Origin of the sequence: Pseudoclavibacter sp. RFBA6 (assembly GCF_002931575.1) — a bacterium.
GTDB lineage: Bacteria > Actinomycetota > Actinomycetes > Actinomycetales > Microbacteriaceae > Pseudoclavibacter > Pseudoclavibacter terrae.
This window is the reverse complement of record NZ_PSUA01000013.1, coordinates 176,455-203,329: the sequence shown is the minus strand read 5'-3', so window position 1 is coordinate 203,329 and position 26,875 is coordinate 176,455. Positions and strand designations below refer to the sequence as shown.

Here is a 26,875-nt window from a genome sequence, read left to right as displayed (position 1 = left end):
AGGAATAGTCAGTAACTTTCTCGCCTCACGATTCAAGGCTGCGCTGCTCCGATGACAGATAGAGGGGACTCGCGCCCGCTAGGAGAGCTGGCGCGCCACGAACCCAAGCGCGGCCGCCGTGTCGACGATCTCGGTCACGGATTCCCGCGGCACGACGACCAGCGGGTAGGCGTCACTGTCCTCCTCGAGGAACACGAGCGCGAGCCCGGCGGGCGCAAGCAGCGCGTCGGCGGCGGCGGATGCGGTTGGCACATCCCCGTCCACGTCTCCGATCTCATCAGTGTCGAGACCCAGGCGAACGACCCGCGGGACGCCGGCGAGGGCGTCCGCGAGTTCCATGGCGGTGTCGTCGGCGTGGAGGTACGCGAGGGCGCCGCAGTCATCGAGCGCGTCGATGAGGGCGCCCCAGGCCTCGTCTGCGCCGTCGTCCTCCTCGACACCGCCCTCGTCGGTGTCTGCCCGATCGTCGTCGCCGTCATCTTCTTCGCGGTCATCGTCGGCCCCGCCGCGCAGCGCCTCCTGCACGCTCGGCCAGATCTCAGGGTCGTCGTCGATGAGCGTGCAGAGGCGTTCCCAGGCGGTGGAGTCAGTCACGGCCTCGAGGGTACTCGCCCGGGTCCTACGCGCCCGCGACGGCCGCGATGAGCCCATCCACGTCGCCGTCGGTGGTGTCCCAGGAGCAGAGGAAGCGCACGAGGCCCGTGGAGGCGTCCCAGGTGTGGAACGCGTAGCGCTCGCTGACGCGCTCGGCGACCTCGCCCGGCAGGATGGCGAAGACGCCGTTTGCCTGGCGGGGGAGCGGCACCGAGCAGCCGTCGATGGCGGCGATGCCGGCGGCGAGGCGAGCGGCCATGGCGTTCGCGTGCTCGGCGTTCTCGCGCCACAGCTCGCCGCCGAACAGCGCGAGCAGCTGCGCTGAGACGAAGCGCATCTTCGATGACAGCTGCAGGTCGATCTTCCGAGCCTCTTCGACGCCGTGCACGGCCTCCGGGTTGACGACGACCACGGCCTCGGCGGCGAGCGCCCCGTTCTTGGTCCCGCCAAGGCTGATGACGTCGGCCCCCGCGGCGCTCGAGACCTCGGCGAGCGTGCAGTCGAAGTGTGCGGCGGCGTTCGAGAGGCGTGCGCCGTCGACGTGCAGCCACATGCTGTTCGCGTGGGCGGCATCGGCCAGGGTGCGGACCTCGTCCGGCGAGTATGCGGTGCCGACCTCGGTCGCCTGGCTGATGCTCACGGCGAGCGGGGTCGCGCGGTGCACGTCGCGCCGGACGCTCGCCGCTCGCTCGATGTCGGCGGGGGTGAGCTTCCCGTCCGGGGTCTCGACGGTCAGCAGCTTGACGCCGCCGACCCGCTCGGGTGCCGCGTTCTCGTCGGTGTTGATGTGCGCGGATGCTGGGCACACGACGCCGCCCCAGCGGGGGACCATCGACTGCAGCGCGACGACGTTGGCACCGGAGCCGTTGAAGACCGGCAGGCCGATGGCTGTCTCTCCGAAGAGCTCGCGACACAGGTTCTGGAACGCCGTCGAGTAGGGGTCGGCCCCGTACGCGCCGACGTGCCCGCCGTTCGCGGTGACAAGCGCATCCAGCACCTGCGGGTGGGCGCCCGCGGCGTTGTCGCTCGTGAACGTGCGGATGCTGGGATCGTGCAGCTGCGAAATCACCGATCCATTCTCGCGCACGCCACGGCTCGATGAAAACTCACGTGTCCGCGTCTACGCTCGGCTCATGAGCAACGCCGAGGCGAACCCAATCGAGGCGCGGCTGCAGGACGCCTACGAGACCGGTCAGGTCATCGCGGGCATCGAGCTGCTGCTGCCCCGCGAGGTGCCGCTCGGCGGCCCCCGCTCGCTGCCCGTCCTGCGCTCGGTCCCCAACAAGTACCGCCATTTCATCGGGGCGTGGTGCTTCATCGACCACTACGGCCCCGTCGACCTGCCGTCGGATGGCGGAATGGATGTGGCCCCTCACCCGCACACGGGCCTGCAGACGGTGAGCTGGCTGTTCTCCGGTGAAGTGCTGCACCGTGACTCGATCGGCAGCACCCACGAGGTCGCACCCGGTGGCGTCAACGTCATGACGGCGGGCGCGGGGATCGCGCACTCCGAGGTCTCGCCGACGCGTTCGAGTCGCGCACCGGTGCTCCACGGGGTGCAGCTCTGGATCGCGCTGCCCGCCGAGCAGCGAGGCATGGCACCCGCCTTCGCCGGCCTGGATCGTTGTCCCTCGATGCAACTCGAGGCGTCGACGGGGGCGGAGGGGCGCGTCGAGGCGACCGTCTTCCTGGGCGAGTACGCCGGCCTGCGCTCGGACGCCCCAAGCTTCTCCCCGCTTGTCGGCGTCGAGCTCGCGTTCCCTGGCTGCTCGGAAGCGGAGCTCGCACTGGATCCGGCCTTCGAGCACGGTGTGCTGGCGTGCTCACCTGGTATCACGGTCGATGACGTGGAACTCCCCGTGGGCGCCGTCGGCTACCTGCCCCCAGGGACCGAACGGACCATCGTGGGCGCGGCGGAAGGCGGACGCGCGCTGCTGCTCGGAGGTGTGCCCTTCGAGGAGGAGATCGTCATGTTCTGGAACTTCGTCGGGTCCTCGCACGAGGAGGTCGCGAAGGCTCGCACAGCGTGGGAAGCGACCAGGGGATCGCGGGCACCCGGTGCGCGCTTCGGCGCCGTCGACAGCCACGACGGGAAGACGCTCGCGGCCCCGGCTCTCCCGGCCGTGCGACTCAACCCCCGCGGTCGAACGCGCGACGCCTGAGACGCACGGCCCGGGGCCTCTGTCCCGGCGGAGCCTCAGCGATCGCGATCTTCCGCATCGATGATGGGGATCGCGTTCGTGAACACCGACGCCCGCTCCTGGGCCTCGACGCTTCCAGTGAAGAGCCCAGAACCTCCCGCGCTGGTGTCGTCGCTGCGGGTGTCCTCTTCCCGTGACGCACGCGTTGCTGCATCATCTTGGGCCGCAGGCTCGGTGATGAGCACCCGCTGCACGGGCAGCGCTGACGGCATGGTGCGCTGCAGCCAGGTGACCATGGCCTCGCGCACGAAGCACCGGAGGTCGAACAGGGTCGGCGCATCCACCGCGGTCACGAGGATGCGGATGCGGACGAGCCCGCCCGTGGCCTCGGTCACCTGCAGCACCTGCGCGCGGCCATCCCAGAGGTCGGTCTGCGTGAGCACCTCCGCGAGCCGCTCGCGCATGAGCGCCGGGGAGACGCGCCAGTCGACGTCGAGCTCGACCGAGCCGAGCAGCTCGCTGCCCTGCCGTGTCCAGTTCTGGAAGGGCTGCGTCGTGAAGTAGGTGCATGGCAGCACGAGGCGCCGGTCGTCCCACAAGTTCACAACCACGTAGCTCAGCGTGATCTCGCCGATCCGGCCCCACTCGTCCTCGACCACCACGACGTCGTCGACCCGCAGAGCCTCGCTGAACACGAGCTGCAGGCCAGCGAAGATGTTCGCGAGCACCGACTGTGCGGCGAGACCGGCGACCACGGACGCGATTCCGGCCGAGGCGAGGAGGCTGGCGCCGACGGTGCGGACGGCCGGGAACGTCAGCAGGATCGCACCCAACGCGATGATCACGATGACGGCGACCGCCAGCCGCCGCAGGATCAGGGTCTGGGTGCGGATGCGGCGCGCGACGCGGTTGTTGGCCACGTCGATGCGGTTTCGGCCGAGCGTGATATCGGTCGAGAAGGCGACGAGGCCGGCCATGAGCCAGGCTCCAGCAGCGATGACGCAGATCGTGAGCGCGTGGTAGATCACCTCGCGCCATGAGTCCTCGCCCGAGGCGGGGAACGCCACCGCGACGGCGATCCACAGCGCGATGATGAGCACGACGACGCGGAAGGGCCGCCGCGTGTGCCGCACAAGCGGTTCGGGCCAGCGCATTCGTTTCGCGACCAGGCGGATCACGAGGGCGACGGCGGCGGTCAGGGCGACCGCTGCGGCGACGGCGAGAGCGAGTGAGATGACAAAGGCGAGCCAGGGATCGAGCACGTTCCTCCTCGGGGGTGGAGGTCCCTCCCGGTGCGGGGAGGGCCGGAGCAGCCACGCTAGTGATGGAGTCTCCGTGCTCCCTGGCTTGTCACCAGGCGAGGAGGCGCAGCGGCGTCAGCTTCTGCGCTCGGCCTCCGAGCGCTCCCGCCATCGGATGAGGAACCTCCGGTCGAAGGAGGGCGCGCAGCGCAGGCAGGAGACGAGCCTGCCCTTGGTCGGACGACGGAAGCGCAGCACCTCGTGTCCGTTCGGGCAGACGCCCACCCACTTCGCGAACTCGGACGCGACTTCGCCGTCGTGCGTGCGCCCGCCGACGTACCCCAGCTGGTCGGCGATGCGCTTCCACTCAGGCCCGTGGCCGGCCTTATGGCCTGCGACCGCGTGGGCGACCTCGTGCAGCAGCGTCTGGTGCACGGTGTCGTCGTCGTAGCGGGCCGACAGGTACCGCGACACGGTGATGCGCCTGTCGCGGAAGTTGCAGGCTCCCGCCCGCTTCTTCGCGTGGTCGAACCCGAAGCTCCAGCTGTCGTCGAGGTGCATGCGGATGAGGGCTTCCGCCCAGACCTGCACCTTGGCCAGGTCGGCCACCGAGCCGCCTAGGAGTCGATCGAGGTGATCGGTTCGCTCAGTTCCGAGGAGGGCTCCTCGTCGCCCTCGAGGATCGCCCGGGTCACACGGATCGCGAACTTCGACGACTGCAGCTGGTCGGCAGCCACTCCGCGAGCGAGGCGCAGCTCGTGGGCCCGCTCGAAGTCGACGAGCGCCTCCGTGTACTCGCGCTGCTCGAAGCGCACCTTGCCGCGGTGCTGGAGCGCGAAGGCGGCCAGTTCATCCCATTCGTGGGTCAGCGCCTCGTCGACACAGCCGGTCAGGTCCTGGAGTGCGACGTCGTGCTTGCCCTGGAACTGCTGCACCTGCGCCTTGCGGACGCGCGCCGCGAGGGCGTCCTCGCGGGCGCCGGTGAAGCGCGACTGGCGGTACGCGGTCTGCGCCGTGTCGAACGCCTCGTCGAGGCGGCCGAGCATGCGGAGCAGCGCGACCTTCTCGTTCAGCGCGGTGAGGGATCGCAGCACAGCGATCTCCGCGAGGCGAGCCTCCGCGGCGTCGACGTCGATGCGCTCGCGGAGGGTCTCCGGGTCGTAGCCGAGGATGATGGGAGCGTCTGACACCCCAGCAGGTTAGTCGCAGCGGCGGCGGTTTGGGTGCATCCCTCGCCGGGTTGTGGACAGCGGGTCCGATCAGGCGTCGGCGGGGGTCACCAGCCGCCCTGCCTGCGCTCGCGGAAGAGGCTCTTCCCCGGCAGGGGGGACGCGGTCGCCGATGCGTCCCTGGCCGGCTCGGCACCGCGGGTGAACTCGCGCACGGCCGCGCCTCGAACGACGACGGCCGGCGGGAAGCCCGATGCAACGCGCCGCTCGAGACCAGGCAGTGCGAGCGCGTCGACGGATCGGGAGGCGACGGCCGCGATGTTGCCGAAACGCCGACCCTTCAGCATGGCGGGGTCGCCGACGAGGGCGACCTCGCCGAACACCTCGAGCAGGGTCGCGACCTCGGCTCGGGCGAACGCGAGGTCGTGGCCGTCAGCGATGTTCACGAGCACCACTCCGTCGGCGTTGAGGAACGGTTCGAGCTCGGCGAAGAACTCCACGCTCGTCACGTGAGCCGGGGTCTGCGCACCCGAGAAGATGTCGACGACGATCGCGTCGACGGAGCCGAGCAAGCCGCGGGGCAGTCTGCCGAGCTGCTCACGAGCATCCCCGTAGCGGACCCGGATGCTCGCTCCGGCCGGAAGCGGCACGACCTCGCGCACGAAGTCGACGAGTGAGCGCTCGAGCTCGACGACCTGCTGTCGTGAGCGGGGCCGGGTGGCGTCGACGTAGCGCGGGATGGTGAGCGCCCCCGCCCCGAGGTGCAGGGCGGTGATAGCCGCTGACTCTGGGAAGGCGAGGTCGAGGACGTAGCCCATGTGCCGGATGTACCCGAACGAGAGCTCGCGCGGGTCGAGTGGGTTGACGGCTGACTGCGGCGTGCCGTCGACGATCAGGGTCCACTCTTCTCCGTCGCGCGAGAAGCGGGCCTGGGCCCCTGAGTCGAGCTTCACGCTCTGCGGGCTGGAGCTGCTTGGGGTCTTCTCGCTGGCTGACGGCACCTGGCAAGTCAAGCAGAGACACGCTGGGTTCGAGCAAGGGTCACCTTGTTTGGAATCGTTCAAAAGAACGGGCACGATGGGTTGCATGACGATGAGCGCCGAGCACGACGTGGGCAAGCGACGCGACGCCGCCTTCTGGCGTTCGGCGCTGCGCGATGCCGGACTTCGCGTGACGCGCCAGCGCGTGACGGTGCTCGAGCTGCTCGACGCCGACCCGCACGCGTCGGCCGAGCGGATCTTCGCCGCCGCGACCTCGCTTCGCGCCGAACTCGGCTCGCTCACCCTGCAGGCGGTCTACGGGATCCTCGACGACCTCGGACGCACCGGCCTCGTGCGTCGATTCGACGCGCCCCGCACCGCTGCCCGCTTCGAGACACGCATCGGCGACAACCACCACCACGCGGTCTGCGACGAGTGCGGGCGCATCGAGGACATCGACTGCTCGGTCGGCGAGGCGCCGTGCCTCGTCCCGGACGCGCCGAACGGCTTCGCCGTGCACACCGCGGAGGTCGTCTACCGCGGCGTCTGCGCCGACTGCGCGCCACGCTGACCCGCGTCGGCGCACCCAGACTCACCCCCAGTTCACAGCCCAGCTGAATCCGAAGAGGAGCGTTATGACTGACTACATCGACCCGACAGTCCCATCCACCGAGACCAACGGCCGTCCCACGGAAAGCGACCGGAACTCCCTGAGCGCAGGCGCAGACGGCCCGCTCATGCTGCACGACGTTCGCCTCGTCGAGACGCTCGCGAGCTTCAACCGCGAGCGTGTGCCGGAGCGCAACCCGCACGCAAAGGGCGCAGGCGCCTTCGGCACCTTCACGGCCACGCACGACGTCTCGCAGTACACGCGCGCCGCCGTCTTCCAGCAGGGCGCCGAGAGCGAGACCCTGCTTCGCTTCTCGACCGTCGCGGGTGAGCAGGGCTCGCCCGACACCTGGCGCGACGTGCGCGGCTTCTCGCTGCGCTTCTACACGAGCGAGGGCAACCTCGACGTCGTCGGCAACAACACGCCCGTCTTCTTCCTGCGTGACCCCATGAAGTTCCCCCACTTCATCCGCTCGCAGAAGCGCCTCCCCGACTCGGGCCTGCGCGACAACACCATGCAGTGGGACTTCTGGACCCTCAACCCGGAGACCGCGCACCAGGTCACCTACCTGCTCGGCGACCGCGGCCTCCCGCAGTCGTGGCGCCACATGAACGGATACGGCTCGCACACGTACGCGTGGATCAACGCGGCCGGCGAGCGCTTCTGGGTGAAGTACCACTTCATCTCCGAGCAGGGCGTCGAGGTCCTGTCGAACGACGAGGCAGAGAAGCTCGCGGGCTCGGACGCCGAATACCACCGCCGCGACCTCTTCGAGGCCATCGGCCGGGGCGACTTCCCGCGCTGGAAGCTCAACGTGCAGGTCATGCCGTTCGAGGACGCGAAGACCTACCGCATCAACCCGTTCGACCTCACGAAGGTGTGGCCGCACGCCGACTACCCGCTCATCCCGGTCGGCGACCTTGAGCTCAACCGCAACCCGGAGAACTTCTTCGCGCAGATCGAGCAGGCGGCCTTCTCGCCCTCGAACCAGGTGCCAGGCACCGGGATCTCGCCGGACAAGATGCTGCTCGGCCGCGTCTTCGCGTACCCGGACGCCCAGCGCGCCCGCATCGGCACGAACTACCAGCAGCTCGAGGTGAACCGGCCGAAGAACCCGACCAACTCGTACACGTTCGACGGCAACATGACGGTGTCGCACTCCGGCGCCGCGCCGGTCTACGCGCCGAACTCGTTCGGGCGCCCGTACGCCGACCAGACGGGTCCGGTCGAGAACTCATGGGAGACCGACGGGGACCTGGTGCGCAGCGCCTACACGCTCCGCGCTGACGACGATGACTTCTCGCAGGCTGGCACCCTCGTCCGGGAGGTCTTCACACAGGACCAGCGCGACCGTCTCGTCGAGACCGTCGCCGGTGCGCTCGAGACCGTCATCGAACCCGTCCGCTCGAACGCGTTCCAGTACTGGGTGAACATCGACCCTGAGATCGGTGCGCGCATCCGAGCCGCGGTCGAGGCCAACGCCGTCGACAGCGACCCAGCGCCAGTGGGCGTCGGCCACTAGGAGCAGCAGCGGGGCCGCTGCCCCGCAGACGAGCGTGCCCCCCTCGAGTGCTTCACTCGAGGGGGCACGCTCGTTCGCGTTCGCGTTCGCGTTCGCGTTCGCGTTCGCGTTCGCGTTCGCGTTCGCGTTCGCGAAGGCGACAGGTGGTCAGGAGGCGCGCCAGTACCCGCAGTTGCGCGACTCGAACGTGCTGTCCTTGGCGTCGATCGTGACGACGATCTCGGCCTGGGTCTTGTCGTACGACGTCTCGATCCATTCGCCCTTGTCGTCGTAGCGGAACCAGCGGCAGTCGTCGCTCGGTGTCTCGGGCTTGTAGGTGCCAGGCTTGATCTCCTCGCCGACCTTCCAGACGCCGTCGTTGAAGCGCGTGCCGTCGTTGCCGGCGGTGACGTTGGCCTCGTAGGTGTTCAGGGAGGTCCTGGCCGACTCGGCGTCCGGGTGCTCCGGGCAGAGGATGAGGGCGGCTTCGAGCTGCGACGATTGCTCGTCCGTCGAGATGCCAGGGGAGATCGCGAAGTAGAACCCCGGGGTCGCGCAGAGCGCGTAGACATCGGCGAGGCGCACGTCGTCTGGGGCCGCATCCTTGTCGTCGTCCGTGGCGGCCTGGCCGAGGGCGTCGAGCGCCTTCTGCTCGGTCTCCGAGAACGTGGTCCCGCCGTTCGACTTGCCCGTGCAGCGAGTGACGTCGTCGCCGAGCGCCCAGATCTCGGTGAGGTCAGAGGGGGCTTCGGCGAACGTACGAGTGTCGGCCATGCGGCAGGCGTACCTGACGGCGAACGCGCCCGTGTCGGACGACTCCGAGGGGGTCGTCTCGGTGGGCGCACCGGACGTGCCCTCCGAGGTCGAGGTCGTCTCGACTTCTGGCGTCTCACCGCCGGACATCTGCCCGACGAGCGCGCATCCCGACAGCATGAACAGGGCGGTCAGCGCGACAGCTGACGTGCGCACGAGCTTCTTCACGAGGTCTCCTTCATGGCGAGGGCATGACACGGCCGAGGCTGGGGCGGCGCGCTTCCTCGCGATCCGACGAAGCCGACCGTGCTGGAAGACACGCTAACGGAACCGGGGTGCCTGGGGGTGGATGCGGGGGAGGACTCCCCGCCGGGAGTCGAGGAGATGGGGCGCCCGGGAGAAGGGGGCTAGGGAGACGGGAGCCAGGGAGACGGCTGAGGGCAGGGGCTCGAACGCCCCTGCCCTCAGCGGATGCGTCTCGGTTCGCTTACGCGTCGCGGCGGCGCGTGAGCGCGAGGCCGCCGAGCGCGAGTGCGGCGAGCGCTGCGAGCGTCACGAGGACGAGGTGTTCCGCACCGGTCGTCGCGAGGGCGCCTCCATCCGCGCCGCCGGCCGCAGAATCGGGGCCGTTCCCGTGCGCTGCCCCGTCACCCGGTACCGTGCTCGCCCCCGGTGTCGTCGTCCCGCCCGGAGCGACGGTCGCGCCGGGGGTCTCCGTGCTGCCGGGGGGTTCCGTGGTGCCGGGGGGCTGTGTGGGCGCGGGCGTCTCGATCGGGGCGCACGCGATCGAGCCCTGCTTGAGTGCGTCGGTCTGCACGCCGTCTTCGAGCCAGTAGGCGGCACGGGTGCCGTCGATGCAGGTCTCGTTCGCCGCGATCGTGAACCCCTCGTTGTTGGTGTCGGGGAGACCGGCGGGTCGGGCGACGTGCGTCACGGTGTATCCGGCTGAGCCGTCCGCAGTGCCGAAGTGGAAGAGCGCGCTCGTGCCGCCGCACCCGTTGTCGCACATGCCCCAGAGGGTTTGAGTGGATTCGTCGTAGTCGAGGGCCATGACGCCGCCGAGGCCGGACTCGAGGGTCGCCACGCGGGCCGCGCGGCCGTCGTCGAAGAGCGCATAGGCGTAGACGCCCGCGGTCTCCTCGACGGCGACGAAGAACAGGCCGTCGGCGCCCGGGTAGTTCGCCGAGTCGTAGGGGGCGCCCGTGTTCTCGTCGAGCAGCTTGCCCTCGAGCTCGCTGTCCGCGACCCACTCGATGGCCTCGATGCCCGTGTTGGCACCGACCTGCGGCAGACTCGCCGTGAGGTCCCATTCGGTTGTCGCGACGACGTCAGCGCCGGTCGCATCGCCGAGGTTGACCTTCAGGATCGTGTTCTTGTTGGTCGACTTGTCAGCGTTGTCGCGCTCTGAGCCGACGTAGACCGATTCGGGCTGGTCTGCCGATACCGTGACGCCCTCGGCGTCGGGGCCAGCGGCTGACGGGTTGTCCGCGTCCGCCTGGAATCGGACCCGCTTGGGCGCCTCCCAGCCTGCCGCGGGGGAGACGCTGCCGTCGCTCGCGACGTCGAAGCGGTACAGGTTGCCTGTGCCGTTGTCGACGGCCCACAGCGTGCTGCCTTCTGGCGAGTACTGGTAGTCCAGCCCCGACATGTCCTCGCCGAGCGTGATGCCGCCCGCGATCGGGGTGACCTCGGGTGAGCCGTTCCAGGGCTCGGCCTCCGGCGCGGTCGGCACGGGCGTCTCGACGGGTGCGTCGGAGCACGCGTTGAGCGCGCCCTTCGTCGACGCGGTCGTCGCGCGGAAGTCGCCGTCGCCGTCGGCGCAGCGCGCCCAGCTCACCTCGACGTGGTCGATCCACGTCGTCGTGTCGACGATGGTCCCTGCTGCGTCTGCGAGCGTGGCGCTGTCGCCGCTGCCGAGCCCGAAGCCGAGGAGGCTCTCCTCGTAGACGAAGAACTCGCCGGGTGCGAGCACGGTCGCGGCCGGCGCGGGCGCCGGGGTGTGACCGGCGTTGTCATCGACGACCGTCCAGCCGGAGATGTCGACGGTGTCGGCGCCGCGGTTGTAGACCTCGACCCAGTCGCCTGGCGTGCCGCCGTTCGACTCGACCTCGTTGATGACGACGGGCGAGGTCGGCGCGACGCCCGTGAAGAGGTTCTCGGCGCCCTTGGTCGGCTCGGAGGTCTCGGTGAATGCCCCGCTGCCGTTCGGGGAACGACCGTAGCTCGTGGCCGCGTGCTGAGTCCAGGAGTGCTCGTCGACGACGGTCGTCCCGTCAGCGGCGAAGAGCATGGCGCTGTCGCCGCCGCCCAGGCCGAAGGCGAAGTCCGCCTCCTCGACCACGAGATAGGCACCCGCCTGCAGCGTCGTGCCCTCGGGCAGCATGAAACGGTGCGTCTCGTCCTCCGGCGAGTTGTCGGTGAGGACGTAGCCGCTGAGGTCGATGGCGCCGGCCCCGGGATTGAACAGCTCGACCCAGTCGCCGGGCGTGCCGCCGGACGATTCGATCTCGTTGATGACGACGGTGCCGGTCGCGGCCTCGCCATCGTTGGCAGCGGCCTTGCTGCTCGTGGTCGTCTGGACGAAGTCGCCGACGCCGTCCGGGAGGCGTGCGTAGCTCACGTCGGCGTGCTGTGCCCACGAGTGGGCATCCACGGGAGCGCCCGAGGCGTCGAAGATCCGCGCCTGGTCCTCCTTGCCCAGCCCGAAGCCGAACTGCGTGTCGTCGACGACGAGGTAGGCGCCAGGCTGGATGCTCGTGCCGGCTGGGAAGCGGAAGTCGCGGGCGTCGTCGTTGTCCTTGACGGCCCAGCCCGAGAGGTCGACGGGCGCGTCACCCGTGTTGGCCAGCTCGATCCAGTCGGTCGTGTCGCCGTTGGACTCGACCTCGTTGATGACCACGCCGCTCGCGTGTGCCGTGGGGGAGGGAGCTGCGCTCGCCGACAGCGGGGCCGCGAGGGCCGCGCTTCCGCCGATGATCAAGGCGACAGCTGCCGCCAGTGGTGTTCGTTGTGCTTGCACGCACGCGCTCCTCTGCGCTCGGGGGGACGAAGCGACGTGCGCTCAGGGTGAGCACATGCGCCGCGGTCATCGAACCCGGGGCGGGTGCCTCACCGGTAGCGCGGACCTGAACGGAGCAAGAACAAGGTGCGGCCTGCGGGTCGCGGGCCGTGCGGGGGAGCGATCTGCCCTGACACGTCTGACGACGGGAGTGCGAACGCCCTGCCCTCAGACCGAGTCTGGCCTTCCCGGCGAGATCGTCATGCCCTCGGTGTCAGGACCGACGCATCAGGCTTGTCCGCGTCCGCTCGGGATTGCACTCGCTTCGGCAGCTCGAGACACCGGGTCGGCGCTCGCACCCGTGCCGGGTTCCCCTCGCGAGACGAATCGCGAATCGTCGTCCTCGTCGACGGGAAAAGCGAGGCGCCGACCTCCGGTGGAGGTCGGCGCCTGGCAGAGCAGCTGCTCCGGGGCGATCAGGCTGCCTCGTAGGTGAGGCAGTCCGCGGCGTCGTTGCCCTGGGCTCCGACGCGGATGGCCGGGGCGCTGCAGGTCAGGTCCTTGTTGAAGCGGCAGTCTGCGGCCTGGCAGGCGCCGACGCCTGCGATGACCTTGTCGAGGCCGCCCTTGCGGTCGAGGGGGATGAACGTGGCGCAGCCCTCGTCACCGTCGATCGTCACAGCGGGCGCGTGGCAGCCGTCGTGGTTGAACGAGCATCCGGCGACAGAACAGGTGCTGACGTTGGGGAGATCGAGCAGTGTCATGATGTGCCTCCGTAGGTGGGTTGCCTCAACGGTAGGAGCACGCAGGCCCGGTATTCAAGCCGACACTGGACTCGGTCGTGTCTTTCTGATAAGGGGAGGTTCGCCTTGCTGAGTGGAGCCTTGCCTGCCTCCACGCGCACCCGGCGAGGCCCAGCCGAGCCGCGTTATACCTGAGATTTCAGATTGAGGCAAGGTCGGGGTAGACATACCACCAATCGGCGCATACACTCGATGTTTGCGCTTCGTCTCACCATGCCTTCATATTGCGGTCGGCCTGGCAGTGCTTCTCTCACCAACATCTTCGCGGGTCGTCATCGACCGCGTCCGTTGATGATGGGCACGCCTTGTACATCGTGAAACGTGGCGGAACCTCACCGACGACACTACTGGCATCTCGCGGAATCCGCGGGATCGTGGAGGGAACTTCCTTGGCTGCTGCGCGCAACGCATCTCCGACGCCTACGACCGGTCGGAATGCACGCCGACTCTCATTCGCGAAGATCAGCGACACACTCGATGTGCCAGATCTCCTCGCTCTGCAAACCGAATCCTTCGACTGGCTCGTCGGCAACGACGCCTGGAAGCAGCGCCTCGCTCAGGCGCAGGCTGAAGGCCGCACCGACGTCGCTCTCCGCTCCGGCCTCGACGAGATCTTCGAGGAGATCTCTCCGATCGAGGACCTCGGCGAGACGATGCAGCTGAGCTTCACCAACCCGTACCTCGAGCCCGAGAAGTACTCCCTCGAGGAGTGCAAGGAGCGCGGCAAGACGTACTCCGCGCCTCTCTACGTCGAGGCCGAGTTCATGAACCACCAGACGCTCGAGATCAAGACGCAGACCGTCTTCATGGGCGACTTCCCGCTCATGACGAGCAAGGGCACGTTCATCATCAACGGCACCGAGCGTGTCGTCGTCTCGCAGCTCGTCCGCAGCCCGGGCGTCTACTTCGAGCGCACCCCCGAGAAGACCAGCGACAAGGACGTCTTCTCGGCCCGCATCATCCCGAGCCGTGGCGCATGGCTCGAGTTCGAGATCGACAAGCGCGACCAGGTCGCCGTTCGCATCGACCGCAAGCGCAAGCAGTCCGTCACGGTCTTCATGAAGGCCCTCGGCCTGACGACCGAGGAGATCCGCGAGCAGTTCGCCGGGTACGAGTCCATCGAGCTCACGCTCGAGAAGGACGACATCCGCACGAAGGAAGATGCCCTCAAGGACATCTACCGCAAGCTCCGTCCGGGCGAGCAGGTCGCCACGGAGGCCGCGCGCGCGCTCCTCGACAACTTCTACTTCAACTCGAAGCGCTACGACCTCGCCAAGGTTGGTCGCTACAAGATCAACCGCAAGCTCGGCATCGAGTCCGCGATCAGCGAGTCGGTTCTGACCGTCGAGGACATCGTCTCGACGATCAAGTACCTCGTCGCGCTGCACGCCGGCGACGAGAAGTTCGATGGCAAGCGGAACGGCGAGCCCGCCGACATCCGTCTCGACGTCGACGACATCGACCACTTCGGCAACCGCCGCATCCGTGCGGTCGGCGAGCTCATCCAGTCGCAGGTCCGCACCGGACTCAGCCGCATGGAGCGAGTCGTGCGCGAGCGCATGACCACGCAGGAGATCGAGGCGATCACCCCGCAGACCCTGATCAACGTGCGACCAGTCGTCGCCGCGATCAAGGAGTTCTTCGGAACGTCGCAGCTCTCGCAGTTCATGGACCAGAACAACCCGCTCGCGGGACTCACGCACAAGCGTCGCCTCTCGGCCCTCGGGCCCGGCGGGCTCTCGCGTGAGCGCGCAGGCGTCGAGGTCCGTGACGTCCACCCGTCGCACTACGGCCGCATGTGCCCGATCGAGACGCCTGAAGGCCCGAACATCGGTCTGATCGGCTCGCTCGCGACGTTCGCCCGCATCAACGCCTTCGGCTTCATCGAGACGCCGTACCGCCGCGTCGTCGACACCAAGGTCACGGAGCAGGTCGACTACCTGACCGCGTCCGAGGAAGACGAGTTCGTCGTCGCACAGGCAAACGCGCCCATCGGCGCCGACGGTCACTTCGTCGAAGACGAGGTCCTCGTGCGTCGTAAGGGCGGCGAGGTCGAGCTCGTCCCCGCCGGCGAGGTCAACTACATGGACGTCTCCCCGCGCCAGATGGTGTCGGTCGCGACGAGCCTCATCCCGTTCCTCGAGCACGACGATGCGAACCGCGCGCTCATGGGCGCCAACATGCAGCGTCAGGCCGTCCCGCTCGTGCGCAGCGAGAGCCCCGTCGTCGGAACCGGTATGGAGGGCTTCGCAGCCATCGACGCCGGTGACGTCATCACGGCGAACCGCGCGGGCGTCGTGCAGTCGGTCTCGGCCGACCACGTCGTCCTGCAGCTCGACGAGGGCGGAACCGAGTCCTACTTCCTCCGCAAGTTCGACCGCTCGAACCACGGCACGTGCTACAACCACCGCGTTGTCGTCTCGGCCGGCGAGCGCGTCGAAGAGGGAATGGTCATCGCGGATGGTCCTGCGACGGAGAACGGCGAGCTCGCGCTCGGCAAGAACCTCCTCGTCGGCTTCATGCCGTGGGAAGGCCACAACTTCGAGGACGCCATGATCCTCAGCCAGAACCTGGTGAAGAACGACACCCTCTCCTCGATCCACATCGAGGAGTACGAGGTCGACGCTCGCGACACCAAGCTCGGCAAGGAAGAGATCACCCGCGACCTGCCCAACGTCTCGCCCGAGCTCCTCAAGGACCTCGACGAGCGCGGCATCATCCGCATCGGTGCAGAGGTCCAGCCGGGCGACATCCTCGTCGGCAAGGTCACGCCGAAGGGCGAGACCGAGCTCAGCGCGGAAGAGCGCCTGCTGCGTGCGATCTTCAACGAGAAGAGCCGCGAGGTGCGCGACACCTCGCTCAAGGTTCCTCACGGTGAGGCCGGCACGATCATCCAGGTCAAGGTCTTCGACTCCGAGGAGGGCGACGACGAGCTCGGCTCCGGCGTCAACCAGCGCGTTGTCGTGTACATCGCGCAGGAGCGCAAGATCACCGAGGGCGACAAGCTCGCTGGCCGTCACGGCAACAAGGGCGTCATCGCGAAGATCCTGCCGGAAGAGGACATGCCGTTCCTCGCCGACGGAACGCCGCTCGACATCGTGCTCAACCCGCTGGGCATCCCGAAGCGCATGAACTTCGGCCAGGTGCTCGAGACGCACCTCGGCTGGGTCGCGAAGACCGGCTGGAAGATCGAGGGCGAGCCCGAGTGGGCGAAGAACCTCGTTCCCGAGGCCTACGAGGGAACCCCGGGCGTCAAGCTCGCGACCCCCGTCTTCGACGGCGCGACCGAGGAAGAGCTCACGGGCCTCCTCGACTCGACGCTCAAGACCCGCGACGGCGACCGCCTCATCAACTCGACCGGAAAGACCGTCCTGTTCGACGGCCGCTCCGGCGAGCCGTTCCCTGACCCGATCTCCGTCGGCTACATGTACATCCTGAAGCTGCACCACCTCGTGGATGACAAGATCCACGCGCGTTCGACGGGTCCGTACTCGATGATCACGCAGCAGCCACTCGGTGGTAAGGCGCAGTTCGGTGGACAGCGCTTCGGTGAGATGGAGGTGTGGGCGCTCTACGCGTACGGCGCCGCATACACGCTCCAGGAGCTCCTCACCATCAAGTCCGACGACATCGTCGGACGCGTCAAGGCCTACGAGGCCATCGTCAAGGGCGAGAACATCCAGGAGCCGGGTATCCCCGAGTCCTTCAAGGTTCTCCTCAAGGAGATGCAGTCGCTCTGCCTGAACGTCGAGGTCCTCTCGGCTGACGGCACCGCGCTGAGCCTCCGCGACAACGACGACGAGGCCTACCGGGCCGCCGAAGAACTCGGCATCAACATCTCCAGCCGCTTCGAGTCCTCGTCCGTCGACGAGATCTAAGCCTCCCCGACACGACGAAGACTCATTCTTCACAAGGAGACAACAGCATTGTTGGATGCAACCAAGTTTGATGAACTGCGCATCGGCCTAGCCACGGCAGATGACATTCGCAAGTGGTCGTACGGCGAGGTCAAGAAGCCCGAGACCATCAACTACCGCACGCTCAAGCCCGAGAAGGACGGTCTGTTCGGCGAGCAGATCTTCGGCCCTTCCCGTGACTGGGAGTGCGCCTGCGGCAAGTACAAGCGTGTCCGCTTCAAGGGCATCGTGTGCGAGCGCTGCGGCGTCGAGGTCACGAAGTCGGCTGTGCGCCGTGAGCGCATGGGCCACATCGAGCTCGCGGCTCCCGTCACGCACATCTGGTACTTCAAGGGCGTTCCGAGCCGTCTCGGCTACCTGCTCGACATGGCGCCGAAGGACCTCGAGAAGGTCATCTACTTCGCCGCGTACATGGTCATCTCGGTGGACGAGGAGGGTCGTCGCGACGACCTCAGCGGTCTCGAGAGCGAGATGCGTCTCGAGCTCAAGAGCCTGAACGACCAGAAGGATGCGGCCATCGCGGCTCGCATGCTCCGCCTCGAAGAGGAGCTCGGCGCTCTCGAGACCGAGGGCGCCAAGGCGGACCAGCTTCGCAAGACGAAGGACGCCGGCGAGAAGGAGATGGGTCAGCTCCGCAAGGGGTTCGACGAGGACATCACCCGCGTCGAGCGCGTCTTCGAGTCGTTCAAGAACCTGAAGGTCGGTGAGCTCAAGCCGGAGGACACCGACTTCCACGAGCTCGTCGACCGCTACGGCGACTACTTCGAAGCCCACATGGGTGCCGAGTCGATCCAGAAGCGTCTGCAGAACTTCGACCTCAAGGCCGAAGGCGAGCTGCTGCGCACCCAGATCGCGGAGGGCAAGGGTCAGAAGAAGATCCGCGCCATCAAGCGCCTCAAGGTCGTCTCGTCGTTCCTCGCGACGGGCAACAGCCCCGCCGCGATGGTCCTCGACGTCGTCCCGGTCATCCCGCCGGAGCTTCGCCCCATGGTGCAGCTCGACGGTGGCCGCTTCGCGACGAGCGACCTCAACGACCTCTACCGTCGTGTGATCAACCGCAACAACCGCCTCCGTCGCCTGCTCGACCTCGGTGCTCCCGAGATCATCGTGAACAACGAGAAGCGCATGCTTCAGGAGTCGGTCGACGCCCTCTTCGACAACGGTCGCCGCGGCCGCCCGGTCACGGGTACCGGCAACCGCGCTCTCAAGTCCCTCAGCGACATGCTGAAGGGCAAGCAGGGCCGCTTCCGTCAGAACCTCCTCGGAAAGCGCGTCGACTACTCGGGCCGTTCCGTCATCATCGTGGGACCGCAGCTGCGCATGCACCAGTGCGGCCTCCCGAAGCAGATGGCGCTCGAGCTGTTCAAGCCGTACGTCATCAAGCGACTGATCGACCTGCAGCACGCGTCGAACATCAAGGCCGCCAAGCGCGCCGTCGAGCGCGCGAAGCCCGAGGTGTGGGACGTCCTCGAAGAGGTCATCCGCGAGCGTCCGGTGCTGCTCAACCGTGCACCCACGCTCCACCGCCTGGGCATCCAGGCGTTCGAGCCGCTCCTCGTCGAGGGCAAGGCGATCCAGCTGCACCCGCTCGTCTGCGCGGCGTTCAACGCCGACTTCGACGGCGACCAGATGGCCGTCCACCTGCCGCTCTCGGTCGAGGCCCAGGCCGAGGCCCGCGTGCTCATGCTCGCGTCGAACAACATCCTCAAGCCGTCGGATGGCCGCCCCGTCACCCTGCCTTCGCAGGACATGGTCGCGGGTCTGTACCACCTGACGACGCTGCAGGACGACGTCGAGGGCGCCGGACGAGTCTTCTCGTCCACGGCCGAGGCGATCATGGCGTTCGACCAGGGCTCGCTGGACCTCAACGCTCCGATCAGGCTGCGCCTCACGGGCATCACGTTCGAAGAGGGCAAGGCTCCTGAGGGCTACGTCCAGGGAGAGACCGTGCTCGTCGAGACGACGCTCGGCCGTGCTCGCTTCAACGAGCTGCTCCCGTCCGACTACCCCTACGTCGAGGACACGATGACCAAGGGACGTCTGTCCGGTGTCGTCAACTACCTCGCGGAGCGGTACTCGAAGGACGAGGTCGCCGAGACGCTCGACCGCATCAAGGACTCCGGCTTCTACTGGGCTACCCGCTCGGGCATCTCGATCGCGCTGAGCGACCTCGTGACGCCCGACTCGAAGCGCGAGATCGTCGAGCGCACCGAGGCCGAGGTGGCCGAGCTGCGCAACGAGTGGCAGGTCATGGGCGCGATCTCCGAGCAGGAGTACCGCGAAGAGGTCATCAAGAAGTGGGAAGCCGCAACCGCGCTCGTCGCCGACGAGATGCAGGCGGCCTTCCCGTCGACCAACTCCATCCACCGCATGGTCACGGCAGGCGCAAACGGCAACTGGCTGCAGGTTCGCCAGATCGCCGGCATGCGTGGCCTGGTCGCCAACCCGAAGGGTGAGACCATTCCTCGCCCGATCGTGCACTCGTACCGCGAGGGCCTGACGGTTGCCGAGTACTTCATCTCGACCCACGGTGCGCGCAAGGGTCTGGCCGACACGGCTCTCCGTACGGCCGACTCCGGCTACCTGACGCGTCGACTCGTCGACGTCTCGCAGGACGTCATCATCCGTGAGGACGACTGCGGCACCGCTCGCGGCCTCGACATCCAGATCGCCCACATCACCGATGGTGGCGAGATCGTCGTCGACGACAACGTGGAGAACGCGGTCTACGCCCGCAGCATCTCGGTCGACGCAGTGGACGCCGACGGCAACGTCGTCGCCGCTGCCGGCACCGACATGGGTGACGTCGTCATCGACCAGCTCATGGATGCAGGCATCACCGAGGTCAAGATCCGTTCGGTCCTCACGTGCGAGTCCAGCGTCGGCGTCTGCGCGGCGTGCTACGGCCGCTCGCTCGCCACGGGCAACCTCGTCGACATCGGCGAGGCCGTCGGCATCATCGCGGCACAGTCCATCGGCGAGCCGGGTACCCAGCTCACGATGCGCACGTTCCACTCCGGTGGTGTGTCGAGCGCTGGTGACATCACGCAGGGTCTGCCGCGTGTCCAGGAGCTCTTCGAGGCCCGCACCCCGAAGGGCGCATCGCCGCTCGCCGAGGCCGCTGGTCGCATCGAGATCCAGGACACCGACAAGTCGCGCAAGATCGTCCTCATCCCGGACAACGGCGACGAGCCGCACATCTACCCGGTGCTGAAGCGCGCTGAGCTTCTCGTCGAGGACGGCCAGCACGTCGAGCACGGCCAGCAGCTGCACGAGGGTCCCATCGACCCGAAGGACGTGCTGCGGGTCAAGGGCGCTCGCGAGGTGCAGAAGTACCTCGTCAGCGGTGTGCAGGGCGTCTACCGTTCGCAGGGTGTGCCGATCCACGACAAGCACATCGAGGTCATCGTCCGCCAGATGCTCCGCAAGATCACGGTCATCGACCACGGCGAGACCGACATGCTGCCGGGTGAGCTGGCTGATGGACAGCGCTTCGCGTCCATCAACCGCGCAGCCGTCATGTCGGGCCGCAAGCCCGCGACCGGCCGTCAGGAAGTCATGGGAATCACGAAGGCGTCGCTTGCGACCGAGTCGTGGCTCTCGGCCGCTTCGTTCCAGGAGACGACCCGCGTGCTCACGCAGGCCGCCATGGAAGCGACGACCGACCCGCTGGTCGGCCTCAAGGAGAACGTCATCATCGGTCGCCTCATCCCGGCTGGTACTGGTCTCACCAAGTACCGCGAGATGTCGGTCGAGCCGACCGACGAGGCCCGCGCAGAGCGGTACCCGTTCGGTGCAGACGAGGGCAGCTTCGACGAGAACGACCTCACGTTCGTCGACTTCGAGGCCTTCTCGAGCGATGACTTCGGCGGTTCCAACTTCAGCTAGCCCTGAAGTCGCGTCGGCCCGCCGACGCGCCAGTGCGAACGCCCCCACCCGTCACGGGTGGGGGCGTTCGCGCGTCTGCGGCTTGTCACCGGGAAGAAGCGAGCCTGCGGCCCTAACGTGGGCTCCATGAGTGACGACACGCGCGCGCCTCGCCAGCCCTCGGATGACGGCCACGAGCCGGAAGCTGGCGGCGGAGCCGGCGAGAACCGAGAGCTTCCCGACCCCCAGGATCGGCTGGAGGCCGCGCTCGCTCGCAGTCGCGGCATCGGCGAGGACGGCGAGGTGCCGCCCGGTGAGGTGCTTGCGGGGGATGACCTCGCGTTCGACGGCCGAGCAGAAGCGCCGACGGACCCGGCGCTGGCGCCTCAGGAAGACGTCAGGGTCGCCTTCGCTGACCCCCTCGCGACCGACGGCACCGACCCGAACGCCACGGTGGGCCTGGATCGGGATGAGCTCGCGGCCGTACTCGCTGACGGACCGCGTCCAGACGCGCCCGCAGCTGTAGCCGGTGATCTCGAGCGGAGCACGGATCTCGAGCAGGGCACGGAGGCCGACAGCCAGCCCGAACCGATGTCTGACACAGGTCCAGCAGCGCCGGAGGCCGACGCTCATGGCCAGGCCGGACCAGAGGCTGCTTCTGCGTCGGCGGGCGTGCCGGTCGTGGAACGTGAGAGCGCCGAGGAGGACGACGTCGCGGACTTCCCGGTGACCGAACCGGTTCCCGCCCAGGATCTCGCAGCCGACGCGCTCGGCGCCGCTTCGGTCTCGGCCATCACCGTGGACGCCACCGGATCTGCCACCGCTCCGGACGAGGAGCGGGAGTCCCCGCGTCGCACCCTCGAGATCGACCGCACAGCCGCCCGCGTCGCCGCGACAAGCGCAGTGCAGGCATCGATCCAGGCGCCGGCCGATCCGGACCCGTCAGACGACCATCAGGACCTCGACGGGACCACGCCGGTCGCCGGGGAGGTCACACGTGCGGACGTCGTCGTCACGGAGACCGTCACGGAGCAGCTCGCCGAGGACGGGGAGACCGTGGAAGCGGTCACCGTGACGGAGCGCGTGGACGTCCTCGACGATGCAGACGCCGCAGCCGTCACCCACGCGTCGACCGATGGCGCCGCTGACGCTGACGCTGACGCCGACGCTGACGCAGGCGCTGACACTGACGCCCGGACGGACGCAGCGGAACATCCTGAAGCCGCAGGGGCGCTCACGACGACGCACGCGGGCGACGAGCCCGGAGAGACCGACTCCGTCAGGCCAGACGCCGACGCGCCCTCCACGCAGGCAGGCGATGACTCGACGTTCGCGCCACTCCGACTCTCCGCACCGACGGACAGCGACGATCTGGCCCCGGTGAAGCCGAAGAAGCGCGGGAACCGGATGTTCGCGGTGTTCGTCGCCCTGGTCGCCTCGGTGGTCTTCGCGGCCCTGTACCTGCTGGCCTTCGCTCTTTTGCGGACCGCGTTCAACACGGGACTCGACCCCATCGGCGAGGCCTCCGAGTTCGCGATCACCGCGGCCTTCACGGTCCCCGTCACGGTCTTCGCCGCATTCGGCGTGCTGTGGGCACTGATCGTGAACCGAGCCGGCTGGTGGGCCTACGTCCTCGGCGGGTTCCTGGCAGCGGTGCTCGTCGCAGCCGGCTACTACTTCGGAGCGGCGCTCCAGCAGCACCTCGCCGACGGGCTCCCCATCACGAGCATCCAGCTCGACGAGGTGCTCGCGAAGTTCAGGGCCTCCGAGCACCTGCTGTCCGCGCTGGTGGCTGCGATCGCGGCGAGGGAGGCCTTCACCTGGGTGGGCGGTATCGCCGCGGCTCGGGGACGACGGGTGTCGCGAGCGAACCGGAGGGCGAAGCTCGCCTATGAGAAGCGCATGGCTGAGCGCTCCGCAGAGACGGCGGACGCGAACGGGGTGGCCAAGTGAGTGAAGCCGAGCTGCGCAGGCTCACGCTGCCGAGCGACGAGTTCCCGGCATTCCCCGAGGTGGCGATCGACGTGCCCGCTGGCTGGGAGCCGCTGCAGTGGGCTGGCGCAGTGCTCGGTGCGCGGCACCTCGTCGCGACGAACGGCTTCAACCCGAATGTGCTCGTCACGATCGAACGGTGGCCCGGCACCATCTCGCACGAGGATGCGCTGACGGTGCTGCGACAGCGCATCGCGCAGGGTGGCGGTAAGGAGCGCGTCGCCGAGTCCGCCGCGGAACCCGAGCTCATGCACTACGTCGAGTCGACGCAGCGGGATCCGAGGCTGGGCGGGCTCGAGGTCCGCTCGAAGATGGTCGTGCTGCACCGCGGGCCTCTCACGGAGATCGTCACTGCGGTCGGGACGAGCACGGCCGCCCAATCGGCGCATGTCGGCAAGGACATCGCGGCGATCGTCCGCGGACTCCGGGTCGAGCTCACGGCCTGACCTGGACGGCAGCGGTCCCATGATCGAAGGCTACGACGCCGAGCTCCCTCCCGACCCGGGTTCGTCCTGGGGGAGAGCCGTCACGTGGGGAGCCGTCAGCAGTCTCGTCTTCGCCTCGCTGGTCATCGCGGCCTGGGGGTTCGTGTCGCTCGGCCTGGACCGTGACGTCATCGACCTGCCCGACGTGAGCGTCCTCGTGGCTCCGCTCGCCGTGGCGGCTGCAACGGTCGTGGTCGCCGCCACCGTGGCGCTGGCGCTCCGCAGGCGGCACCAGGGCAGGCAGGGGGCGCTCTGGCTCGCCGCCCCCGGCAGCATCCTGGCCTGGCTCGCCTTCGCGATCGTGGCCGGCATCGTGGCCACGGGGTCACGACCGGAGGCTGGGAACCCGGACGCCCTCTCACCGTTGCCGAGTCAGGTCGCCATCGGGCTTTCCGTGGGTCCATTCGGGCTCGTGATCGTCCCCCTGGCGGTGCTCGTGGTGGTCGCGGCGGTGCTCTCGACGTCACGCCCGACGCGGCCCGGTCGGGGTCCCGCTTGACCCTGCAAAACTGACGGGGTAGGATTTTTCGGTGCGCGCGCCCTGTCGCGCCCAAAACCGTGCGAACGCTGAAACTGCGAAGAATCTGCAGCGAAGCGCGCAACTGTAAGCAACGCCAGTCGCCTCGGCTGCCACCGCTTCACCAACCAGCGATACCAGAGATTTTGTACCGCCGGTCGGTTATCAAGAGGCAAACAGTGCCTCGTAGGCACAGGAATCGTGCTTACCACGATCACGCAGTACAAAACCAAGGAGATTATTCGTGCCAACAATTCAGCAGTTGGTCCGCAAGGGCCGCCGCCCCAAGGCGTCGGCGTCCAAGACGCCAGCCCTGAAGGCCAACCCTCAGCAGCGCGGGGTTTGCACCCGCGTCTACACCACGACGCCCAAGAAGCCGAACTCGGCGCTCCGTAAGGTCGCTCGTGTCAAGCTGTCGAACGGCACCGAGGTGACCGCCTACATCCCAGGTGAGGGCCACAACCTCCAGGAGCACTCGATGGTGCTCGTCCGCGGCGGTCGTGTGAAGGACCTCCCGGGTGTGCGGTACAAGATCGTCCGCGGTGCACTCGACACCCAGGCAGTGAAGAACCGCAAGCAGGCTCGCAGCCGTTACGGCGCGAAGATGGAGAAGAAGTAATGCCACGTAAGGGTCCAGCCCCCAAGCGCCCCGTGGTCGCCGACCCCGTGTACGGCGCCCCCATCGTCAGCCAGCTCGTCAACAAGATCCTGCTTGACGGCAAGAAGGGCCTCGCAGAGCGCATCGTGTACGACGCGCTCGAGGGCGTTGCCGCCAAGTCGGACCAGGACGCAGTCGCGACCCTGAAGAAGGCGCTCGACAACGTGCGCCCCACGCTCGAGGTCCGCTCGCGTCGCGTCGGTGGCTCGACGTACCAGGTGCCGGTCGAGGTCAAGCCTCACCGTGCCAACACGCTCGCACTGCGCTGGCTCACGAGCTACGCGAAGAACCGTCGCGAGAAGTCGATGACCGAGCGCCTCACGAACGAGATCCTCGACGCATCCAACGGCCTCGGTGCCGCGGTGAAGCGCCGTGAAGACACGCACAAGATGGCCGAGTCCAACAAGGCCTTCGCGCACTACCGCTGGTAATCCAGCAGCTGGTAGCCCTCACCACTCTCGCTTCAATCCTTTCGGAGGACACCCGTGGCACAGGACGTGCTTACTGACCTGAACAAGGTCCGCAACATCGGCATCATGGCGCACATCGATGCCGGCAAGACGACAACCACCGAGCGCATCCTGTTCTACACCGGTGTCAACCACAAGCTCGGCGAGACGCACGATGGCGCCTCGACGACCGACTGGATGGAGCAGGAGCAGGAGCGTGGCATCACGATCACCTCGGCTGCCGTGACGTCGTTCTGGAAGAAGAACCAGATCAACATCATCGACACGCCCGGTCACGTCGACTTCACCGTCGAGGTGGAGCGCTCGCTCCGCGTCCTCGACGGTGCCGTCGCCGTGTTCGATGGCAAGGAGGGCGTCGAGCCCCAGTCGGAGACCGTCTGGCGCCAGGCCGACAAGTACGACGTTCCGCGCATCTGCTTCGTCAACAAGATGGACAAGCTCGGAGCCGACTTCTACTTCACCGTCGACACGATCGTCAACCGCCTGGGCGCGAAGCCGCTCGTCATCCAGCTCCCCATCGGCGCTGAGAACGACTTCATCGGCATCGTCGACCTCGTCGAGATGAACGCCAAGGTCTGGCCGAGCGACTCCAAGGGTGACACCACCCTCGGTGCCGCTTACGAGACCCAGGAGATCCCGGAAGACCTCAAGGAGCGCGCGGAAGAGTACCGCACGAAGCTCCTCGAGGCCGTCGCCGAGACCGACGACGAGCTCATGGAGCGCTTCTTCGCTGGCGAGGAGATCTCGATCGCCGAGATCAAGGCCGCCATCCGCAAGCTCACCGTCACGAGCGAGATGTACCCCGTGCTCTGCGGCTCCGCATTCAAGAACCGCGGCGTCCAGCCGATGCTCGATGCGGTCGTGGACTACCTCCCGTCGCCGCTCGACGTTCCTGCCGTCATCGGCATGAACCCGCGCGACGAGTCGGAGGAGCTCACGCGTCGTCCGAGCGCCGACGAGCCGTTCGCTGCTCTGGCCTTCAAGATCGCCGTGCACCCGTTCTTCGGTCGCCTGATCTACACGCGCGTCTACTCGGGACACGTCCCGTCGGGTGCACAGGTCGTCAACTCCTCGAAGGGCAAGAAGGAGCGCATCGGGAAGATCTTCCAGATGCACGCCAACAAGGAGAACCCGGTCGAGTCGATGACCGCGGGACACATCTACGCCGTCATCGGCCTCAAGGACACCATGACCGGTGACACCCTGAGCGACCCTGACAAGCAGATCGTCCTCGAGTCGATGACCTTCCCGGAGCCCGTCATCGAGGTCGCCATCGAGCCGAAGACCAAGGCCGACCAGGAGAAGCTCGGAACGGCTATCCAGAAGCTCGCCGAGGAAGACCCGACGTTCCGGGTCATGCTCGACCAGGAGACCGGTCAGACGGTCATCAAGGGCATGGGCGAGCTCCACCTCGACATCCTCGTCGACCGCATGAAGCGCGAATTCAAGGTCGAGGCGAACGTGGGCAAGCCCCAGGTCGCCTACCGCGAGACGCTCACGAAGGTCGTCGAGAAGTTCGACTACACCCACAAGAAGCAGACGGGTGGCTCCGGTCAGTTCGCAAAGATCCAGATCAAGCTCGAGCCGCTTGAGATGGACGCGGACAAGACCTACGAGTTCGTGAACGCCGTCACCGGTGGTCGCGTTCCTCGTGAGTACATCCCATCCGTGGATGCTGGCATCCAGGATGCGATGCAGGTCGGCGTCCTCGCCGGCTACCCGATGGTCGGCGTCAAGGCGTCGCTCCTCGATGGTGCTGCGCACGACGTCGACTCCTCGGAGATGGCGTTCAAGATCGCGGGCTCGATCGCGTTCAAGGAAGCAGCTCCCAAGGCCGGTCCCGTCATCCTCGAGCCGCTCATGGCGGTCGAGGTCCGTACTCCTGAGGAGTACATGGGCGACGTGATCGGCGACCTCAACTCGCGCCGCGGCCAGATCCAGTCGATGGAAGATGCCAGTGGTGTGAAGGTGGTGCGTGCACTCGTGCCGCTGTCGGAGATGTTCGGATACATCGGAGACCTGCGCAGCAAGACCTCTGGTCGCGCCGTGTACTCGATGACGTTCGAAACGTACGCCGAGGTCCCCAAGGCTGTTGCCGAGGAGATCATCCAGAAGAACCGGGGCGAGTAGCCCGAACCTGTTCGGGTGACGCAGCGCGTCGCCCGAGCGGGTAACATTC

20 protein-coding genes are annotated in these 26,875 nt (G+C 67.7%); 11 read left to right on the top strand and 9 right to left on the bottom strand.

The genetic code is table 11. The annotated features are described in order from the left end of the window. Positions 1 to 78 precede the first annotated feature (78 nt). Together C5C17_RS14435 and C5C17_RS14430 are read right to left on the bottom strand one after the other, a co-directional pair. Positions 79 to 594, bottom strand: coding sequence for a hypothetical protein (locus tag C5C17_RS14435; protein ID WP_104254055.1), 516 nt, complete (start codon positions 592 to 594; stop codon positions 79 to 81). Between the two features lie 25 nt (positions 595 to 619). After that, positions 620 to 1,663, bottom strand: coding sequence for a low specificity L-threonine aldolase (locus C5C17_RS14430; protein WP_104254103.1), 1,044 nt, complete (start codon positions 1,661 to 1,663; stop codon positions 620 to 622). Between the two features lie 64 nt (positions 1,664 to 1,727). On the opposite strand from C5C17_RS14430, the gene C5C17_RS14425 reads away from it, so the two are divergent. Beyond that, complete coding sequence (locus C5C17_RS14425; protein WP_104254054.1) at positions 1,728 to 2,756, top strand: pirin family protein; 1,029 nt, start codon at positions 1,728 to 1,730, stop codon at positions 2,754 to 2,756. A gap of 35 nt (positions 2,757 to 2,791) precedes the next feature. Here the strand turns inward: C5C17_RS14425 and C5C17_RS14420 are convergent, their stop codons facing one another. From C5C17_RS14420 to C5C17_RS14405, 4 genes are all read right to left on the bottom strand, one after another. After that, a complete protein-coding gene (locus tag C5C17_RS14420; protein WP_258066224.1) occupies positions 2,792 to 3,997 on the bottom strand; it encodes a mechanosensitive ion channel family protein in 1,206 nt (401 codons plus the stop codon). 114 nt (positions 3,998 to 4,111) lie between these two features. Continuing rightward, complete coding sequence (locus C5C17_RS14415; RefSeq protein WP_104254053.1) at positions 4,112 to 4,585, bottom strand: SprT-like domain-containing protein; 474 nt, start codon at positions 4,583 to 4,585, stop codon at positions 4,112 to 4,114. A gap of 8 nt (positions 4,586 to 4,593) precedes the next feature. Beyond that, positions 4,594 to 5,166, bottom strand: coding sequence for a hypothetical protein (locus C5C17_RS14410; protein WP_104254052.1), 573 nt, complete (start codon positions 5,164 to 5,166; stop codon positions 4,594 to 4,596). Positions 5,167 to 5,252: 86 nt separating this feature from the next. Beyond that, on the bottom strand, positions 5,253 to 6,146 hold the full coding sequence (locus C5C17_RS14405) for a spermidine synthase (RefSeq protein WP_258066223.1): 894 nt from the start codon (positions 6,144 to 6,146) through the stop codon (positions 5,253 to 5,255). 85 nt (positions 6,147 to 6,231) lie between these two features. Between C5C17_RS14405 and C5C17_RS14400 the strand changes: the two genes are divergently transcribed. Together C5C17_RS14400 and C5C17_RS14395 are read left to right on the top strand one after the other, a co-directional pair. Next, on the top strand, positions 6,232 to 6,696 hold the full coding sequence (locus C5C17_RS14400; protein ID WP_104254050.1) for a Fur family transcriptional regulator: 465 nt from the start codon (positions 6,232 to 6,234) through the stop codon (positions 6,694 to 6,696). 64 nt (positions 6,697 to 6,760) lie between these two features. After that, a complete protein-coding gene (locus C5C17_RS14395; protein WP_104254049.1) occupies positions 6,761 to 8,257 on the top strand; it encodes a catalase in 1,497 nt (498 codons plus the stop codon). Positions 8,258 to 8,404: 147 nt separating this feature from the next. On the opposite strand, the gene C5C17_RS14385 is transcribed toward C5C17_RS14395, so the two are convergent. The 3 genes from C5C17_RS14385 to C5C17_RS14375 form a co-directional block, all read right to left on the bottom strand. Next, on the bottom strand, positions 8,405 to 9,217 hold the full coding sequence (locus C5C17_RS14385; RefSeq protein ID WP_104254048.1) for a hypothetical protein: 813 nt from the start codon (positions 9,215 to 9,217) through the stop codon (positions 8,405 to 8,407). Between the two features lie 259 nt (positions 9,218 to 9,476). Next, positions 9,477 to 12,008 (bottom strand): lamin tail domain-containing protein, encoded by a 2,532-nt coding sequence (locus C5C17_RS14380; protein ID WP_104254047.1) that lies wholly within the window; start codon positions 12,006 to 12,008, stop codon positions 9,477 to 9,479. Positions 12,009 to 12,463: 455 nt separating this feature from the next. Continuing rightward, complete coding sequence (locus C5C17_RS14375) at positions 12,464 to 12,751, bottom strand: DUF1540 domain-containing protein (protein ID WP_104254046.1); 288 nt, start codon at positions 12,749 to 12,751, stop codon at positions 12,464 to 12,466. A 428-nt stretch (positions 12,752 to 13,179) separates the two neighbouring features. Between C5C17_RS14375 and C5C17_RS14370 the strand changes: the two genes are divergently transcribed. The 8 genes from C5C17_RS14370 (at position 13,180) to fusA (ending at position 26,826) form a co-directional block, all read left to right on the top strand. Next, a complete protein-coding gene (locus C5C17_RS14370; protein ID WP_104254045.1) occupies positions 13,180 to 16,668 on the top strand; it encodes a DNA-directed RNA polymerase subunit beta in 3,489 nt (1,162 codons plus the stop codon). 48 nt (positions 16,669 to 16,716) lie between these two features. Next, positions 16,717 to 20,595 (top strand): DNA-directed RNA polymerase subunit beta', encoded by a 3,879-nt coding sequence (locus C5C17_RS14365; RefSeq protein ID WP_104254044.1) that lies wholly within the window; start codon positions 16,717 to 16,719, stop codon positions 20,593 to 20,595. Between the two features lie 126 nt (positions 20,596 to 20,721). Further along, positions 20,722 to 22,527 (top strand): hypothetical protein, encoded by a 1,806-nt coding sequence (locus tag C5C17_RS14360; RefSeq protein WP_104254043.1) that lies wholly within the window; start codon positions 20,722 to 20,724, stop codon positions 22,525 to 22,527. Continuing rightward, positions 22,524 to 23,012 (top strand): hypothetical protein, encoded by a 489-nt coding sequence (locus tag C5C17_RS14355; RefSeq protein ID WP_104254042.1) that lies wholly within the window; start codon positions 22,524 to 22,526, stop codon positions 23,010 to 23,012. The genes C5C17_RS14360 and C5C17_RS14355 overlap by 4 nt, the downstream gene beginning before the upstream one ends. 19 nt (positions 23,013 to 23,031) lie before the next feature. Next, a complete protein-coding gene (locus C5C17_RS14350; protein WP_104254041.1) occupies positions 23,032 to 23,550 on the top strand; it encodes a hypothetical protein in 519 nt (172 codons plus the stop codon). A 262-nt stretch (positions 23,551 to 23,812) separates the two neighbouring features. Continuing rightward, positions 23,813 to 24,187, top strand: coding sequence for a 30S ribosomal protein S12 (rpsL, locus tag C5C17_RS14345; RefSeq protein ID WP_068479306.1), 375 nt, complete (start codon positions 23,813 to 23,815; stop codon positions 24,185 to 24,187). Beyond that, complete coding sequence (gene rpsG / locus C5C17_RS14340) at positions 24,187 to 24,657, top strand: 30S ribosomal protein S7 (RefSeq protein WP_104254040.1); 471 nt, start codon at positions 24,187 to 24,189, stop codon at positions 24,655 to 24,657. The genes rpsL and rpsG overlap by 1 nt, the downstream gene beginning before the upstream one ends. A 54-nt stretch (positions 24,658 to 24,711) precedes the next feature. Beyond that, entirely contained in the window at positions 24,712 to 26,826 is a 2,115-nt protein-coding gene (gene fusA / locus C5C17_RS14335; protein ID WP_104254039.1) for an elongation factor G, read from the top strand. Positions 26,827 to 26,875 lie beyond the last annotated feature (49 nt).

Bases quoted from the DNA above. Each gene is read 5' to 3' on its own strand.
- C5C17_RS14360 (WP_104254043.1), top strand. From the start codon at position 20,722: ATGAGTGACGACACGCGCGCGCCTCGCCAGCCCTCGGATGACGGCCAC.
- C5C17_RS14375 (WP_104254046.1), bottom strand. From the start codon at position 12,751: ATGACACTGCTCGATCTCCCCAACGTCAGCACCTGTTCTGTCGCCGGA.
- rpsG (WP_104254040.1), top strand. From the start codon at position 24,187: ATGCCACGTAAGGGTCCAGCCCCCAAGCGCCCCGTGGTCGCCGACCCC.
- C5C17_RS14395 (WP_104254049.1), top strand. From the start codon at position 6,761: ATGACTGACTACATCGACCCGACAGTCCCATCCACCGAGACCAACGGC.
- C5C17_RS14400 (WP_104254050.1), top strand. From the start codon at position 6,232: ATGACGATGAGCGCCGAGCACGACGTGGGCAAGCGACGCGACGCCGCC.
- C5C17_RS14350 (WP_104254041.1), top strand. From the start codon at position 23,032: ATGATCGAAGGCTACGACGCCGAGCTCCCTCCCGACCCGGGTTCGTCC.
- C5C17_RS14425 (WP_104254054.1), top strand. From the start codon at position 1,728: ATGAGCAACGCCGAGGCGAACCCAATCGAGGCGCGGCTGCAGGACGCC.